The sequence below is a fragment of the Streptomyces sp. NPDC058335 genome (assembly GCF_042723915.1).
In the GTDB taxonomy this organism is placed as follows: Bacteria; Actinomycetota; Actinomycetes; order Streptomycetales; family Streptomycetaceae; genus Streptomyces.
The window spans coordinates 278,521-293,020 of sequence record NZ_JBHXHX010000009.1 but is presented as its reverse complement, the minus strand read 5'-3'; the positions used below and the strand labels follow the sequence as shown (position 1 = coordinate 293,020).

General features: G+C 72.0%; 16 protein-coding genes. 11 read left to right on the top strand and 5 right to left on the bottom strand.

Going from position 1 to position 14,500, the window contains the following annotated elements; genetic code table 11:
• Positions 1-37: 37 nt before the first annotated feature.
• Positions 38-169, bottom strand: a complete 132-nt coding sequence (locus tag ACFWJX_RS20255; protein ID WP_383244784.1) for an LPFR motif small protein — start codon at positions 167-169, stop codon at positions 38-40.
• Between the two features lie 149 nt (positions 170-318).
• Between ACFWJX_RS20255 and ACFWJX_RS20250 the strand changes: the two genes are divergently transcribed.
• Both ACFWJX_RS20250 and ACFWJX_RS20245 read left to right on the top strand, forming a co-directional pair.
• A complete protein-coding gene (locus tag ACFWJX_RS20250; RefSeq protein WP_383244781.1) occupies positions 319-1,281 on the top strand; it encodes a GlxA family transcriptional regulator in 963 nt (320 codons plus the stop codon).
• Positions 1,282-1,312: 31 nt separating this feature from the next.
• Positions 1,313-1,957 (top strand): DJ-1/PfpI family protein, encoded by a 645-nt coding sequence (locus ACFWJX_RS20245; RefSeq protein WP_383244778.1) that lies wholly within the window; start codon positions 1,313-1,315, stop codon positions 1,955-1,957.
• On the opposite strand, the gene ACFWJX_RS20240 is transcribed toward ACFWJX_RS20245, so the two are convergent.
• On the bottom strand, positions 1,935-2,684 hold the full coding sequence (locus tag ACFWJX_RS20240; RefSeq protein WP_383244775.1) for an enoyl-CoA hydratase/isomerase family protein: 750 nt from the start codon (positions 2,682-2,684) through the stop codon (positions 1,935-1,937). The two genes, ACFWJX_RS20245 and ACFWJX_RS20240, sit on opposite strands and share 23 nt — an antisense overlap.
• A 110-nt stretch (positions 2,685-2,794) precedes the next feature.
• Here ACFWJX_RS20240 and ACFWJX_RS20235 point away from each other — a divergent pair, with 110 nt between their 5' ends.
• Both ACFWJX_RS20235 and ACFWJX_RS20230 read left to right on the top strand, forming a co-directional pair.
• Positions 2,795-3,433 carry an HdeD family acid-resistance protein gene (locus ACFWJX_RS20235; RefSeq protein ID WP_383244773.1) on the top strand — a complete coding sequence of 213 codons (639 nt, stop codon included), beginning with the start codon at positions 2,795-2,797 and terminating at the stop codon, positions 3,431-3,433.
• Positions 3,434-3,607: 174 nt separating this feature from the next.
• Entirely contained in the window at positions 3,608-4,162 is a 555-nt protein-coding gene (locus ACFWJX_RS20230; protein WP_383245048.1) for an ATP-binding protein, read from the top strand.
• 10 nt (positions 4,163-4,172) lie between these two features.
• On the opposite strand, the gene idi is transcribed toward ACFWJX_RS20230, so the two are convergent.
• From idi to galE, 3 genes are all read right to left on the bottom strand, one after another.
• The gene (gene idi, locus ACFWJX_RS20225; RefSeq protein ID WP_383244770.1) at positions 4,173-4,766 is read right to left on the bottom strand and encodes an isopentenyl-diphosphate Delta-isomerase; all 594 of its coding nucleotides are present in this window, start codon (positions 4,764-4,766) and stop codon (positions 4,173-4,175) included.
• Between the two features lie 215 nt (positions 4,767-4,981).
• Complete coding sequence (locus tag ACFWJX_RS20220; protein ID WP_383244768.1) at positions 4,982-5,917, bottom strand: cation diffusion facilitator family transporter; 936 nt, start codon at positions 5,915-5,917, stop codon at positions 4,982-4,984.
• A gap of 141 nt (positions 5,918-6,058) precedes the next feature.
• Positions 6,059-7,030, bottom strand: a complete 972-nt coding sequence (gene galE / locus ACFWJX_RS20215) for a UDP-glucose 4-epimerase GalE (RefSeq protein ID WP_383244765.1) — start codon at positions 7,028-7,030, stop codon at positions 6,059-6,061.
• 301 nt (positions 7,031-7,331) lie between these two features.
• Between galE and ACFWJX_RS20210 the strand changes: the two genes are divergently transcribed.
• The 7 genes from ACFWJX_RS20210 to ACFWJX_RS20180 all read left to right on the top strand — a co-directional run bounded on the left by ACFWJX_RS20210 (position 7,332) and on the right by ACFWJX_RS20180 (position 14,381).
• A complete protein-coding gene (locus ACFWJX_RS20210; RefSeq protein WP_383244762.1) occupies positions 7,332-9,134 on the top strand; it encodes a DUF5941 domain-containing protein in 1,803 nt (600 codons plus the stop codon).
• The gene (locus ACFWJX_RS20205) at positions 9,131-9,883 is read left to right on the top strand and encodes a sugar phosphate nucleotidyltransferase (RefSeq protein ID WP_383244759.1); all 753 of its coding nucleotides are present in this window, start codon (positions 9,131-9,133) and stop codon (positions 9,881-9,883) included. The genes ACFWJX_RS20210 and ACFWJX_RS20205 overlap by 4 nt, the downstream gene beginning before the upstream one ends.
• Positions 9,871-10,932 (top strand): iron-containing alcohol dehydrogenase family protein, encoded by a 1,062-nt coding sequence (locus ACFWJX_RS20200; RefSeq protein WP_383244756.1) that lies wholly within the window; start codon positions 9,871-9,873, stop codon positions 10,930-10,932. Before ACFWJX_RS20205 ends, ACFWJX_RS20200 begins: the two co-directional genes overlap by 13 nt.
• A complete protein-coding gene (locus tag ACFWJX_RS20195; protein WP_073495870.1) occupies positions 10,910-11,689 on the top strand; it encodes a CDP-alcohol phosphatidyltransferase family protein in 780 nt (259 codons plus the stop codon). The genes ACFWJX_RS20200 and ACFWJX_RS20195 overlap by 23 nt, the downstream gene beginning before the upstream one ends.
• A complete protein-coding gene (locus ACFWJX_RS20190; RefSeq protein ID WP_383244752.1) occupies positions 11,686-12,579 on the top strand; it encodes a glycosyltransferase family 2 protein in 894 nt (297 codons plus the stop codon). Before ACFWJX_RS20195 ends, ACFWJX_RS20190 begins: the two co-directional genes overlap by 4 nt.
• Before the next feature lie 97 nt (positions 12,580-12,676).
• Complete coding sequence (locus ACFWJX_RS20185; RefSeq protein ID WP_383244749.1) at positions 12,677-13,606, top strand: ABC transporter permease; 930 nt, start codon at positions 12,677-12,679, stop codon at positions 13,604-13,606.
• Positions 13,599-14,381: an ABC transporter ATP-binding protein gene (locus ACFWJX_RS20180; protein WP_252548857.1), complete on the top strand. Its 783-nt coding sequence runs from the start codon at positions 13,599-13,601 to the stop codon at positions 14,379-14,381. Before ACFWJX_RS20185 ends, ACFWJX_RS20180 begins: the two co-directional genes overlap by 8 nt.
• Positions 14,382-14,500 lie beyond the last annotated feature (119 nt).

Sequence of the window (14,500 nt, the reverse complement as noted above, 5' to 3'; positions counted from 1 at the left end):
GCCGACACCCGGGGATCAGGGCGCGTCCCGGCGGGCCTCAGGCCCTCCCGTTTCGCGTGGTGGAGGAGGCCCCGCCGAACAGCCGGGCCAGGGCCCGGAAGGGAAGCGTCACGACGGTGGCGACGGCACCACCGATCTGCCGCAGTACGTCTGCGATCGCACGGAACACGGAGTTCTCCTCTCGTCTCCCGGCCGCTCGGCCGGGCCGCCCGGGTACCTCGACCGCGCCGGACCATGCCACGTGCGCGTCGGGCGGTGGCGGAAAAGGTGGGGAACTCGTCGTTGCGGCCGTCGCGCGGGCCGCGAAGAATCGACCGCATGGCCCAGCGAACCGTCCTCGTCGTCCTCTTCGACGACGTCCAGAGCCTCGACGTCACCGGTCCCGTGGAGGTCTTCGCGGGAGCCGACAAGCACGTCCCGGGCACGTACCGGGTCCGGACCGCCTCCCTGGAGGGCGCTGCCGTGCGCACCTCCAGCGGCCTCACCCTCGTACCCGACACGGCTCTCGCCGACGCGCCCGTCCCGCACACGCTGCTCGTGCCGGGCGGGCAGGGCACCCGCGCGCCCGACCCGCGGCTGACCGACTGGCTGCGCGAGCACGGCCCGCGCGCCGAGCGACTGGTCTCCGTGTGCACCGGCGCGATCCTGCTCGCCGAGGCGGGCCTGCTCGACGGCCGCCGCGCCACGACCCACTGGGCGTACTCCGACACCCTCGCCCGCAACCACCCGGCGATCGAGGTCGACGCCGACCCCATCTACGTGCGCGACGGGCCGGTCTCCACCTCGGCCGGCGTCACCGCGGGCATCGACCTCGCCCTCGCCCTGGTCGAGGAGGACGTGGGCCGGGACGTGGCGCTCGGCGTCGCCCGCCACCTGGTCGTCTTCCTGCGCAGGCCCGGCAACCAGGCCCAGTTCAGCGCCCAGCTCGCCGCGCAGACCGCCCGGCGGGAGCCGCTGCGCGAGGTCCAGCAGTGGATCACCGAACACCCCGACGGCGACCTGAGCGTCGAGTCCCTCGCCGCCCGCGCCCTGCTCTCGCCCCGCCACTTCGCCCGCGCCTTCCGCGCCGAGACCGGCATGACGCCCGGCCGCTACGTCGACCGGGTCCGCCTCGAACACGCCCGCCGGCTGCTGGAGGACACCGGCGACGGCGTCGAGGAGGTCTCCCGCGCCAGCGGCTACGGCACCCCCGAGGCCATGCGTCGCGCCTTCGTCAAGGCCCTCGCCGCCTCCCCGGCCGAGTACCGCCGCCGGTTCCGCCCCGCCGCCCCCGTCCACTGAACGTTCACCGGCTACTTCCGGAAGGCAGCACATGCAGATCGCCATCGTCCTCTTCGACCGCTTCACCGCCCTGGACGCCGTCGGCCCCTACGAGACCCTCGGCCGCCTTCCCGGCGCGCGGACCGTCTTCGTCGCCGAGCGGACCGGCCCGGTGCGCACCGACATCGGGAACCTCGCCCTCACCGCCGACCGGACCCTCGCCGAGGTGACGAGCCCCGACCTCGTGGTCGTGCCCGGCGGCCCCGGCCAGACCCCGCAGATGGACAACCCCGTGCTGCTGGACTGGCTCCGTGCGGTCGACGCCACCAGCACCTGGACGACCTCGGTGTGCACCGGTTCGCTGATCCTGGCCGCCGCCGGACTCCTCCGGGGCCGCCGGGCCACCTCGCACTGGCTCGCCCTGGACCACCTGAAGCGGTTCGGCGCGGAGCCGACGGAGGAGCGGGTCGTCACCGACGGCAAGTACGTCACCGCGGCCGGCGTCTCCGCCGGCATCGACATGGGTCTCACCCTGCTCGGCCGGATCGCCGGCGAGGAACACGCCCAGGCCGTCCAGCTGCTGACCGAGTACGACCCGCAGCCGCCCTACGACGCCGGGTCACCGCACAAGGCGCCGGCGCACCTCGTCGAGGAGTTCCGCGCCACCAGCCGGTTCAGCCTGACGCAGTCCAGGTGAAGCGCGGTTCCCTGCGCTCCAGGAAGGCGGCGACCCCCTCCGCGGTGTCGCCGCTGCCGCGCGCCTGTGCCGTCCAGTGGGCGTCGCGGTCCGTGCGGCCGTCCGCGAACTCCTTCGCCGCGGCCTGCGTCAGCCGTGAGCGGGACACCAGGACGCGCGTGAACTCCTCGACCCTGCCGTCGAGTTCGCCGGCCGGCAGCACCTCGTCGACCAGGCCCGTGCGCAGCGCCCGCTCCGTGTCGATCAACTCGCCCGAGAACAGCAGGTACTTGGCGGTGGCCGGACCCGTCAGGGCCACGAGTCGCCGGGTCGCGGAGGACGAGTAGACGATCCCGAGCCTGGCCGGCGTCACCCCGAACAGCGCGCCCTCCTCGGCGAACCGCAGGTCGCAGGCGGCCGCGAGCTGCGCGCCCCCGCCCACGCAGTGCCCCTTCACCGCGGCCAGCGTCGGCCTGGGGAAGGCGGCGAGGGCCTCCTCGGCCCTGACGGCCAGCGACTGGGCCTCGTCCGGCGAGCCCTGGAGCGTGGAGATGTCGGCCCCCGCGCAGAAGGTGCCGCCCGCGCCGGTCAGCACCAGCGCCCGTACGCCGGGATCGGCGGCCAGTTTCTCCAGCAGCGGCGGCAGCGCCCGCCACATCGCGGCGGTCATGGCGTTGCGCTTGGCCGGATGGTGCAGGACGACGGTGGCGACAGCGTCGGTGACACCGTGCAGCAGTTCGGGCTCCATGGCCCGGATGCTAACCGTCCGGCCGGACACCTGATCGAGCCCGTCCGGGTGAGCGTTACGTCATCGAGGGCAAAGGGGACTCGAGGGGAAACCGATGCGAGGAGATGCCCATGGACACGTCCACCCGGCCCGAGGGCGAGGCGGCCAAGCTCCGCAGGGGGTTCGGCTGGCTCGCCGTGCTCGGGGTGATCCTGGTGGTGGCCGGGCTCGTGGGGCTCGTCTACACCGGTGTGGCCACCCTGACCTCGATGCTGCTTTTCGGCTGGCTGCTGCTGATCGGCGGCGTGGTGGGCCTGCTGCACGCGGTCCAGGCGCGCGGCACCAGCTTCTTCTGGCTCGGCGTCATCGTGGCCGCCCTGAACATCGCCGCCGGGGTCGTCATCATCAGCAAGCCCGACGAGGCCGCCGCCGCGCTCACCATGTTCGCCGCCCTGCTGTTCCTCACCGGCGGCCTCTTCCGGCTGGTCGGCAGCATGGTCGTACGGGGCTCGCAGTTCGGCTGGACGCTCCTGCTGGGCGTCTTCGACCTGCTGCTGGGCATCCTGGTGCTGATCGACTGGCCGAGCAGCAGTCAGTACGTGATCGGCTGCTTCTTGTCCCTCGCCCTGCTCTTCGACGGCCTCGGGCTGGTCGCCACCGGCTTCGGCGGCCGGCGCATCGTGGGCCTGGTCTCCGAGCGCATGGCCGGGGACGCCGGCGCCGGGGGCGAACCGGGCGAGCGCACCGCCAAACCCGTACAACCCGAATAGTGCGCGAAGGGGGCACGTCTGCGACAGAAGCGGTCCCAATTCCGGCAAGAGGCCGCATGAGGGGTCGTGAATGCTCGATATCGGCTGACTTCTGTTCAGGCATCCGGCGGGAAGCGCCGCGTTACCAACACTCGACGTGTGGTGACAATCGAGCGCAAGGGCGGCGACCGGACGATGGAGAACCATGGGCGCGGGCCCGGCCCACGCCCCGAGGGCGAAACAGGGTCACCTTCCGAAACCCCGGAGACCCCCCCGGCCGGCAGAGTGCCGCAACCGCTGCCGCAGGCGATGCCCAGACCGCTGCCGTACGAAGGCGTCTGGCGGTTCACCGCACCGGCCGAGGACGCCTCGGTCCCGCAGGCCAGACACGCCGTGCGGGACCTGCTGTACCGGCAGGCGGTGCCGGCCTCGGACGACCTGGTCCAGGGCCTCCTGCTGATCGTCTCCGAGCTGGTGACCAACGCCGTACGGCACGCGGCACTGCTGTCGCCGACGCTCGCGGTGGAGGTGGCCGTCGGGGCCGAGTGGGTGCGGGTGTCCGTGGAGGACAACCACCCCTACCGCCCGACCGCACTGGAGACCGATCACGGCCGGACGGGCGGCCGGGGACTGCTGCTGGTGCGGGAGATCACCCGGGAGGCCGGCGGCGTCTGCGAGGTCGAGCACACCTCGAGCGGCGGCAAGGTGATCTGGGCCGCCCTGCCGCTCAAACCCGTGGGAATCCGCTAGTTCACCCGGCTCACCAGCCGGCCGAGGGGCCCGTCAGCTCCCGCACCGCCGGCCTGGCCGCGTCCAGCACGGTCATGAACCAGGAGGAGAACACGTCCTTCGCATGCCGCTCCGCCAGCTCGGCGGGCGTGACGAAGACGATGTCGCCGACCTCCTCCGGGTCCGGCCGCAGTGCGGACTGCACCATCCCGACGAACAGATGGTTGTACTCCTGCTCCACCAGGCCCGAGGCCGGATCCGGGTGGTTGTAGCGGACCGTGCCCGCCTCCGCCATCAGTGAGGGGGACACCCCCAGCTCCTCGAACGTGCGCCGCGCCGCCGCTGCGAAGGGCGCCTCACCCGGGTAGGGGTGACCGCAGCAGGTGTTGGACCAGACACCGGGCGAGTGGTACTTGCCGAGCGCCCGCTGCTGGAGCAGCAGCCGGCCCAGCTCGTCGAAGAGGAACACCGAGAACGCCCGGTGCAGCCGCCCCGGCGCCTGATGGGCCGCGAGCTTCTCCGCGGTGCCGATGGTCACGCCGTTCTCATCGACCAGTTCCAGCAAAATCGGGTCCGCGGTGCCGTTCGACGAGCCGGTCGTCGCGGTGGCAGGTGTGATCGGCATACCCATCCTTAACATCGGTCCTCGCGCCCCCAGTCTGCCGTACGCGCACGGCACTCCCGGCACTTCCACGCGAACGCCCGCATGTCCCGCCGCCCGGCGCGACCACGGCCGCCGCCACTCCGTCACCGGAAACGGGGCCCGGTGGGTGATCTTGCCCGGCACAGCGCTGCCGGAACCGTCCGGAACGGATGTGCGAACCCGGTGCCGCCGGACGGTCAGTGGCAGAGCCGCGCCTCGTGCTGCGCGTGCCCGCTCGGCTCCAGCTGGAAGGTGCAGTGCGCCACGTCGAAGTGATCGCCCAGGCAGCCCTGGAGCTCGTGCAGCATCTTCTCGTGGCCGATCGCGTCCAGCACGTCCGAGCGCACCACCACGTGCGCCGACAGCACCGGCATTCCGGAGGTGATCGTCCACGCGTGCAGGTCGTGCACGTCCTCCACGCCGTCCAGGGCGACCATGTGGGTGCGCACCTCCGCCATGTCGACGCCCTTCGGGGCCGCCTCCAGCAGCACGTCCAGCGTCTCGCGCAGCAGCTTCACGGTCCGCGGCACGATCATCAGGCCGATGACGAGCGAGGCGACCGGGTCGGCGGCCTGCCAGCCGGTCGTCAGGATCACCACCGCCGAGACCAGCACCGCGACCGACCCCAGCGCGTCCGCCGCCACCTCCAGGAAGGCGCCCCGCACATTGATGCTGTCCGCCTGCCCGCGCATCAGCAGGCTCAGCGAGACCATGTTGGCGACGAGGCCGATCCCACCGAACACGATCATCAGCCCGCCCTCGGTCGGGGCCGGCGTGAAGAAGCGCTGGACGGCCTCGTACACGACGTACCCGCCCACGCCGAGCAGCAGCAGACAGTTGGCGAGGGCGGCCAGGATCTCGGCGCGGGCGTACCCGAAGGTGCGGTTCCCGGTCGGCGGGCGGCCCGCGAAGTGGATGGCGAGCAGCGCCATGCCCAGGCCGACCGCGTCGGTCGCCATGTGCGCCGCGTCGGCGACCAGGGCGAGGGAGTCGGCGAGCACACCGCCGACGATCTCCACCACCATGACGGTGAGCGTGATCGAGAGCGCGGCGCGCAGTCTGCCGCGGTACGCCGCCGCGGCCGTACCCGTGGTCGGCGCGTGCGTGTGGCCGTGGTCGTGCCCAGCCCCCATGAGAAACAGCCTCCTGTGATCCGCCCGGGGCCCCAGTGAACTACGGGTGGGGGGTATCCGGCAACGCGGCACTGAACACCGTTGTCATGTGCCCTGACCTGCGGAAACGAAGTGCAGGTCAGCGGCCTGACAGGCAGCAGCTCACCCGCCGTGGTGAAGCTGCCAGCCCCGCCATGCCGACGCGACCATCTCGCGCATCCCGCGAGAGGCGGTCCAGCCCAGTTCCCGTGCGGCCAGCGCGGCCGAGGCCACCGCACGCGGGGCGTCCCCGGGGCGGCGGCCCTCGACCAGGGCCGGCCGGGTGTCCCCGGTGACCTCGCCGATCAGTGTGACCAGCTCGCGCACCGAGACGCCCTCGCCGCGGCCGATGTTCACCGTCAGATCGCCGCGCACGCCCGGCGCGGTGAGCCGCCGGGCCGCCGCGAGATGCGCCCCGGCCAGGTCGGCGACGTGGATGTAGTCCCGTACACAGGTGCCGTCGGGCGTCGGATGGTCGTCGCCGAAGATCCGCGGGGCCTCGTCGCGGGTGAGCCGGTCGAAGACCATCGGGACGATGTTGAAGACGCCGGTGTCGGCCAGCTCCGGCTCGGCCGCCCCGGCCACGTTGAAGTAGCGCAGGCACGTCGTCGCGATGCCGTGCGCCTCGCCCGCCGCCCGCACCAGCCACTCCCCGGCGAGCTTGGTCTCGCCGTACGGGTTCACCGGGGCACAGGGGGTGTCCTCCGTGATGAGGTCCACATCGGGGTTGCCGTAGACGGCCGCCGACGAGGAGAACAGGAACCGGCGGACACCGGCCTCGGCGACCGCCTCCAGCAGGGTGGCCAGACCGCCGACGTTCTCCCGGTAGTAGCGCGTGGGCTGCGCCACCGACTCGGCGACCTGCTTGCGCGCCGCCAGGTGCACCACCCCGGTCACCGCGTGCTCGGCCAGCACCCGCTTCAGCAGGCCCGCGTCGAGCGCCGAGCCCGCCACGAGCGGCACGTCCGCCGGCAGCCGCGCGGGCACGCCGGCCGACAGGTCGTCCAGGACGACGACGCGCTCGCCGGCGCCGGTCATGGCCCGCGCCACATGTGCCCCTATGTATCCGGCCCCGCCGGTGATCAGCCACGTCATGGCCGCCCACCCTATGCCGAGGCCCCGGGTCCGTGCGCAATGTCCCGGATGTCTGCCGCGGGGGAGCGCGGTTTGTGGGCGGGGCCGCCGATCACACATGATGATCTCGGCGACGGCCGGTTCGGACCGTGTGGATCGGACCTGAACGGCCGGTGAACACGGCCTTCCCGGCATCCGATAGCCTCTGCCGAACGCCGCGCCCGGTGCCCTCACCGCGGCGCCGCCAAGGGGCGCCCGCCATGCAGAGCCCACCATGCAGACGACCGGCGCGCACGCGCCGGGACCCAGGGAGTGAGTTCGGTTGTCGACCGCCATCCTCACCGGTCAGCCGGTCCCCGGTTCGTCGATCGAGGCAGACCTGCGGTCCCTCGGCTTCGACGTCCGGACCGCCACCGATGCCGCCGACGCGGAGACGCTCCTCGCCGGCGTCCCGGGTGACCAGCGGGTCGCCGTCGTCGACACCCGCTTCGTGGGGCATCGGCACGCGCTGCGCCTCGGCCTCACCGACCCCCGCTTCCCGCTGGCCGCCGTCCCGGGTGCCGTCACCGCGCAGCCGGCCGGCCGTCAGGCCCTGACCCGCGCGATGGCCCGCGAGAACTCCGCGAGCGGCGGCACCGCCCTCGCCGTGGACAGCCTCGCCGACCGGCTGGTCACCGCCCTCGACGCCGACGGCGGCGAGGTGCACCGGCCCGAGCTGGGCAGCCTGGTCGCCGCCGTCCCGGCCGACCCGCAGGCCCGCAACGAGGCACGGCAGGCCGTCGGCGCCGTCGACGACGAGGCCGTACGCCTGAAGTCGGCCGTGAAGGCCCGCGACGGCTTCTTCACCACGTTCTGCATCAGCCCCTACTCGCGCTACCTCGCCCGCTGGTGCGCCCGCCGGGGCCTCACCCCCAACCAGGTCACCACCGCCTCGCTGATCACCGCGCTGGTCGCGGCGGGCTGCGCGGCCACCGGCACCCGCGGCGGATACATCGCCGCCGGACTGCTGCTCCTCTTCTCCTTCGTGCTGGACTGCACCGACGGCCAGCTCGCCCGCTACTCCCTCCAGTACTCCACCCTCGGAGCCTGGCTGGACGCCACCTTCGACCGGGCCAAGGAGTACGCCTACTACGCCGGCCTCGCCCTCGGAGCGGCCCGCGGCGGCGACGACGTATGGGCGCTGGCCCTCGGCGCGATGGTCCTCCAGACCTGCCGGCACGTCGTGGACTTCTCCTTCAACGAGGCGAACGCCGACAGCACGGCCAACACCAGCCCCACCGCCGCCCTCTCCGGCAAGCTGGACAGCGTCGGCTGGACGGTCTGGGTGCGCCGGATGATAGTCCTGCCCATCGGCGAACGATGGGCCATGATCGCCGTCCTCACCGCGGCCACCACCCCGCGCATCACCTTCTACGTCCTGCTCGTCGGCTGCGGCTTCGCCGCGACGTACACCACGGCGGGCCGCGTCCTGCGCTCCCTGACCCGCAAGGCGCGCCGCACGGACCGGGCGGCGCGGGCCCTGGCGGACCTCGCGGACAGCGGGCCGTCGGCCGGCCTGCTGGTCCGTTTCCTGCCCGGCGAGGCGCGTCCGACGGCGACCCTCAGCGCCGCCGTCGGCGCCGTGCTCGTCACGCTCGGCGCCTGGCTGTGGGGACCGAGCTGGTGGGTGGTGCTGATGGCCGGCGCCTATGTGCTGCTGTCCGCCGAAGCCGTCGCCCGCCCCCTCAACGGCGCCCTCGACTGGCTCGTCCCGCCGCTGTTCCGCGCCGCCGAGTACGGCACGGTGCTGATCCTCGCGGCGAAGGCGGACGTGAACGGAGCGCTACCGGCGGCTTTCGGGCTCGTTGCCGCCGTCGCCTACCATCACTACGACACGGTGTACCGCATCCGCGGCAACGCCGGAGCGCCGCCGGCCTGGCTGGTGCGCGCAGTCGGGGGACAGGAGGGGCGGACGCTGCTCGTGGCAGTCCTGGCCGCGGTGCTCACCGCCGGGCAGTTCACGGTCGCGCTCACCGTCCTCGCCGTGGCCATCGCCCTCGTGGTGATCGCCGAGAGCATCCGCTTCTGGGTCGCCGCCCACCGGGCGGGCGCCCCGTCCGTACACGATGAAGGAGAACCCGCATGATCGGCCTCGTGCTGGCGGCCGGCGCCGGACGGCGTCTGCGCCCCTACACCGACAGCCTGCCCAAGGCGCTGGTGCCGGTGGGGCCCGCGGGCATAGAGGGCGAGCCCACGGTGCTGGACCTGACCCTCGGCAACTTCGCCGAGATCGGTCTGACCGAGGTCGCGGTCATCGTCGGCTACCGCAAGGAAGCCGTGTACGAGCGCAAGGCGGCCCTGGAGGCGAAGTACGGCCTCAAGCTGACCCTCATCGACAACGACAAGGCCGAGGAGTGGAACAACGCCTACTCCCTGTGGTGCGGGCGTGACGCCCTCAAGGACGGTGTGATCCTCGCCAACGGCGACACCGTGCACCCGGTCTCCGTCGAGAAGACCCTGCTCGCCGCCCGCGGCGAGGGCAGGAGGATCATCCTCGCCCTCGACACCGTGAAGTCCCTCGCGGACGAGGAGATGAAGGTCGTCGTCGACCCCGCGAAGGGCATGACGAAGATCACCAAGCTGATGGACCCCGCCGAGGCCACCGGCGAGTACATCGGCGTCACCCTCATCGAGGGCGACGCCGCCCCCGAACTGGCCGACGCGCTGAAGACCGTGTGGGAGACCGACCCGCAGCAGTTCTACGAGCACGGCTACCAGGAACTGGTGAACCGCGGCTTCCGGATCGACGTGGCCCCGATCGGCGACGTCAGCTGGGTCGAGATCGACAACCACGACGATCTCGCCCGTGGACGGGAGATCGCGTGCCAGTACTGACCCGGCTGATCCCCTCGCCGGTCGTCGTCGACATCCGCCCGGGTGCCCTCGACGACCTCGTGGGCGTCCTCGCCGACGAGCGCATCTCGCACTCGGGCAAGCTCGCGATCGCCGTCAGCGGCGGCTCGGGCGCCCGGCTGCGCGAGCGCCTCACCCCCTCCCTTCCCGGCGCCACCTGGTACGAGGTCGGCGGCGGCACCCTCGACGACGCCGTGCAGCTCGCCGGTGACATAAAGGCCGGCCACTACGACGCGGTCGTGGGCCTGGGCGGCGGCAAGATCATCGACTGCGCCAAGTTCGCCGCGGCCCGGGTGGGTCTCCCGCTCGTCGCCGTACCGACGAACCTCGCGCACGACGGCCTGTGCTCCCCGGTCGCCACCCTCGACAACGACGCGGGCCGCGGCTCCTACGGCGTGCCGAACCCGATCGCGGTCGTGATCGACCTGGACGTCATCCGCGAGGCGCCGGTGCGCTACGTGCGGGCCGGCATCGGCGACGCCGTCTCCAACATCTCGGCGATCGCCGACTGGGAGCTGGCCCACCGCGTCAAGGGCGAGAAGATCGACGGCCTCGCCGCCGCGATCGCCCGGCAGGCCGGCGAGGCGGTCCTCAGGCACCCGGGCGGCATCGGCGACACCGACTTCCTCCAGGTGCTCGCCGAGGCACTCGTCCTCAGCGGCATCGCGATGTCGGTGTCCGGCGACTCCCGCCCGTCCTCCGGTGCCTGCCACGAGATCAACCACGCCTTCGACCTGCTGTACCCCAAGCGCGCCGCCGCCCACGGCGAGCAGTGCGGACTGGGCGCGGCCTTCGCGATGTACCTGCGCGGAGCCCACGAGGAGTCCGCGTACATGGCCGAGGTGCTGCGCCGGCACGGGCTGCCGGTGCTGCCCGACGAGATCGGCTTCACGACCGACGAGTTCGTCAAGGTCGTGGAGTTCGCCCCGCAGACCCGCCCCGGCCGCTACACGATCCTCGAACACCTCGACCTCAAGACCGAACAGATCAAGGACACCTACGCCGACTATGTCAAGGCCATCGGTAGCTGAACTCAGACCGGTCGTCCACCCCGCGGGGGTGAAGGACCGGCGCAGCGGTGAGCACTGGATGGGACGCCTCTACATGCGTGAGGTGTCCCTGCGGGTCGACCGCTACCTGGTCAACACCAGGGTCACGCCCAACCAGCTCACGTACCTGATGACCGTCTTCGGCGTGCTCGCGGCCCCGGCCCTGTTGGTGCCGGGGATCACGGGCGCCGTGCTCGGCCTGGTCTGCGTCCAGATGTACCTGCTGCTGGACTGCGTCGACGGCGAGATCGCCCGCTGGAAGAAGCAGTACTCGCTCGGCGGCGTCTACCTCGACCGGGTCGGCGCCTACCTGACCGACGCCGCGGTGCTCGTGGGCTTCGGCCTGCGCGCCGCCGACCTGTGGGGCACCGGCCGTATCGACTGGCTGTGGGCCTTCCTCGGCACCCTGGCCGCGCTCGGCGCCATCCTGATCAAGGCGGAGACCGACCTCGTCGGCGTCGCCCGTCACCAGGGCGGACTGCCGCCGGTCAAGGAGACGGCGTCCGAGCCGCGCTCCTCCGGCATGGCGCTGGCCCGCCGGGCCGCCGCCGCGCTCAAGTTCCACCGCCTGGTCCTCGGGATGGAGGCCTCGCTGCTCATCCTGGTCCTGGCGATCGTGGACCAGACGCGCGGGGACCTCTTCTTCTCCCGGCTCGGTGTCGCCGTACTGGCCGGCATCGCGCTGCTCCAGACCGTGCTGCACCTGGTGTCCATCCTCGCGTCGAGCAGGCTGCGGTGAGCGCGCCCATGAAGGTCGGCGCGGTGGTCATCACCATGGGCAACCGCCCCGAGGAGCTGCGCGCGCTGCTCGACTCGATCGCCAAGCAGGACGGCGACCCGGTCGAGGTGGTCGTGGTCGGCAACGGCTCCCCGGTCCCCGACGTCACCGAGTTCTCCCCGCACGTGCGCACCGTCGAACTGCCCGAGAACCTCGGCATCCCCGGCGGCCGCAACGTCGGCATCGCGGCCTTCGGCCCCAGCGGCCGCGACGTCGACATACTGATGTTCCTCGACGACGACGGACTGCTCGCCCGGCACGACACCGCACGGCTGTGCCGCGAGGCCTTCGCGGCCGACCCCGAGCTGGGTATCGTCAGCTTCCGCATCGCCGACCCCGACACCGGGATCACCCAGCGCCGCCACGTGCCCCGGCTGCGCGCCGCCGACCCGATGCGCTCCTCCCGGGTCACCACCTTCCTCGGCGGCGCCAACGCGGTGCGCACCCAGGTCCTCGCGGAAGTCGGCGGACTCCCGGACGAGTTCTTCTACGCCCACGAGGAAACCGACCTGGCATGGCGGGCCCTCGACGCGGGCTGGATGATCGACTACCGGTCCGACATGGTGCTGCACCACCCGACGACCGCGCCCTCGCGGCACGCGGTCTACCACCGGATGGTCGCCCGCAACCGGGTCTGGCTGGCCCGGCGCAACCTCCCCGCGCCCCTCGTCCCGGTCTACCTCGGGGTCTGGCTGCTGCTCACTCTGCTGCGCCGCCCCTCGCGCTCGGCCCTGAAGGCGTGGTTCGGTGGTTTCCGGGAAGGGTGGACCACGTCGTGCGGACCGCGCAGGCCCATGAAGTGGCGTACGGTGTGGCGGCTGACCCGACTGGGCCGGCCTCCCGTCATCTGACAAGCTCGTCCCCGAGGGCCCCGGGCCGTTCCGCGGCCCCCCGGCACGTGCCGGCCCGGTTCAGGCCGCGCATCCCGAAGACGAAAGTTTCCTACTGGTGAGTGAGACAACGCATGACGGCGCAGTCGCGGTGAGTGCGCCGCCGTCGCCCGACGAGGGCCTCACGGCGGCGCAGCTGGCCGCCAAGTACGGGTTGGCCGTGAGCGGGGCCCGGCCGCCGCTGCGGGAGTACGTCGGCCGGCTCTGGGGGCGCCGTCACTTCATCCTGGCCTTCTCCCAGGCGAAGCTGACCGCCCAGTACAGCCAGGCCAAGCTGGGGCAGCTGTGGCAGGTGGCCACGCCGCTGCTGAACGCCGCCGTGTACTTCATGATCTTCGGCGTGATCCTCAACGCCAGCCGCGGCATGGAGAAGGAGGTGTACATCCCGTTCCTCGTCACGGGCGTGTTCGTCTTCACCTTCACCCAGTCCTCGGTGATGAGCGGTGTCCGCGCGATCTCCGGCAACCTCGGCCTGGTCCGCGCCCTGCACTTCCCGCGGGCCGCCCTGCCGATCTCCTTCGCGCTCCAGCAGCTCCAGCAGCTGCTGTACTCGATGATCGTGCTGTTCCTGGTGGTGATCGGCTTCGGCAGCTACCCGGACGTCTCCTGGCTCCTGATCGTCCCGGCGCTGGTGCTCCAGTTCTGCTTCAACACCGGTCTGGCGCTGGTGTTCGCGCGGGCCGGCGCGAAGACCCCGGACCTGGCGCAGCTGATGCCGTTCGTGATGCGGACCTGGATGTACGCCTCCGGCGTCATGTTCTCCATCCCCGTCTTCCTCGCCGACAAGCCGCAGTGGATGGCGAACGTCCTGCAGTGGAACCCGGCCGCCATCTACATGGACCTGGTGCGCTTCGCCCTCATCGACGAGTATGGCTCCGAGAACCTGCCCCAGCACGTGTGGGCCGTCGCCGGCGGCTGGGCCGCGCTGTTCGCGATCGGCGGCTTCGTCTACTTCTGGCAGGCGGAGGAGAGGTACGGCCGTGGCTGAGCAGGCGCCGGGCACCCGGGTCCCCACCGTCATCGCCGAGGACGTCCACATCGTCTACCGCGTCAACGGCGCCCGGACGGGCAAGGGCAGCGCGACCGCCGCCCTCAGCCGTATCGTCAAGCGCGGCGGCGAGGAGCGGGGCGTGCGCAAGGTGCACGCGGTGCGCGGCGTCTCCTTCGTCGCCCACCGCGGCGAGGCCATCGGCCTGATCGGCTCCAACGGCTCCGGCAAGTCCACGCTGCTGCGGGCCATCGCCGGCCTGCTGCCGCCGGAGAGCGGCAAGGTCTACACCGACGGCCAGCCCTCCCTGCTCGGCGTGAACGCCGCCCTCATGAACGACCTCACCGGCGAGCGCAACATCGTCCTCGGCGGTCTGGCCATGGGCATGTCCCGGGAGCAGATCAAGGAGCGCTACCAGGAGATCGTCGACTTCTCCGGCATCAACGAGAAGGGCGACTTCGTCACCCTCCCCATGCGCACCTACTCCTCCGGCATGCAGGCCCGCCTGCGGTTCTCCATCGCCGCCGCCAAGGACCACGACGTCCTGATGATCGACGAGGCGCTGGCCACCGGCGACGCGAAGTTCCGCAAGCGCTCCGAGGAACGCATCCGGGAACTGCGCGGGCAGGCCGGGACGGTGTTCCTGGTCAGCCACAGCAACAAGTCGATCCGCGACACCTGCGACCGCGTGCTGTGGCTGGAACGCGGCGAGCTGCGCATGGACGGACCGACCGAAGAGGTCCTGCGGGAGTACGAGAAGTTCTCCGGGAAGTGACCCGGTGCCGTCGGGGGGCGGCCCCCGGAGCGGGACGGGGGGCCCCCACCGACCCCCACCGCCCCTCAACACCCGCCGCCAAACCCGACTAAAGGTGAAAAAAGGGGTGGTGGTGTTAT

Excerpts from the sequence above, each read along its gene's own strand:
- idi (WP_383244770.1), bottom strand. The coding sequence starts at position 4,766 with ATGCCGATCACACCTGCCACCGCGACGACCGGCTCGTCGAACGGCACC.
- ACFWJX_RS20235 (WP_383244773.1), top strand. The coding sequence starts at position 2,795 with ATGGACACGTCCACCCGGCCCGAGGGCGAGGCGGCCAAGCTCCGCAGG.
- galE (WP_383244765.1), bottom strand. The coding sequence starts at position 7,030 with ATGACGTGGCTGATCACCGGCGGGGCCGGATACATAGGGGCACATGTG.
- ACFWJX_RS20220 (WP_383244768.1), bottom strand. The coding sequence starts at position 5,917 with ATGGGGGCTGGGCACGACCACGGCCACACGCACGCGCCGACCACGGGT.
- ACFWJX_RS20245 (WP_383244778.1), top strand. The coding sequence starts at position 1,313 with ATGCAGATCGCCATCGTCCTCTTCGACCGCTTCACCGCCCTGGACGCC.
- ACFWJX_RS20240 (WP_383244775.1), bottom strand. The coding sequence starts at position 2,684 with ATGGAGCCCGAACTGCTGCACGGTGTCACCGACGCTGTCGCCACCGTC.
- ACFWJX_RS20195 (WP_073495870.1), top strand. The coding sequence starts at position 10,910 with ATGTCAAGGCCATCGGTAGCTGAACTCAGACCGGTCGTCCACCCCGCG.
- ACFWJX_RS20230 (WP_383245048.1), top strand. The coding sequence starts at position 3,608 with ATGGAGAACCATGGGCGCGGGCCCGGCCCACGCCCCGAGGGCGAAACA.
- ACFWJX_RS20205 (WP_383244759.1), top strand. The coding sequence starts at position 9,131 with ATGATCGGCCTCGTGCTGGCGGCCGGCGCCGGACGGCGTCTGCGCCCC.
- ACFWJX_RS20250 (WP_383244781.1), top strand. The coding sequence starts at position 319 with ATGGCCCAGCGAACCGTCCTCGTCGTCCTCTTCGACGACGTCCAGAGC.